The organism is Citrobacter sp. TBCS-14, assembly GCF_005280805.1.
GTDB lineage: Bacteria > Pseudomonadota > Gammaproteobacteria > Enterobacterales > Enterobacteriaceae > Citrobacter > Citrobacter gillenii.
Genome location: NZ_SZWM01000816.1, coordinates 1 through 287 on the forward strand (window position 1 = coordinate 1; position 287 = coordinate 287).

General features: G+C 49.1%; 1 protein-coding gene. It reads left to right on the forward strand.

The window, feature by feature from the left end:
- A partial coding sequence (locus FDX22_RS21465; RefSeq protein WP_146717745.1) for a phage tail tape measure protein occupies window positions 1-287 on the forward strand: 287 nt, incomplete at both ends.

Consider the following 287-nt stretch of genomic DNA (forward strand, 5'->3'; position numbering starts at 1 on the left):
GTGTTGAGCAGGAAGTTGCAGCTACAGGTATTAAGAACTTCATGCTGGCAATTACTGGTGGCTCAAAGCAGCAGCAGGAAGCATTCCAGTTCCTTGGGTTTAACTCCAAGAAGCTCGCCGCTGATATGCAAAAAGACGCCCAGGGCACAATGCTGAAGGTTCTCGAAAGTATTTCGAAACTGGATAAGGCCAGGCAGCCGAAAGCACTGAACGCGCTCTTTGGCAAGGAGTCTATTGGCGCAATTGCACCGCTGCTAACGAACCTCGACCTACTAAAGAAAAACTTC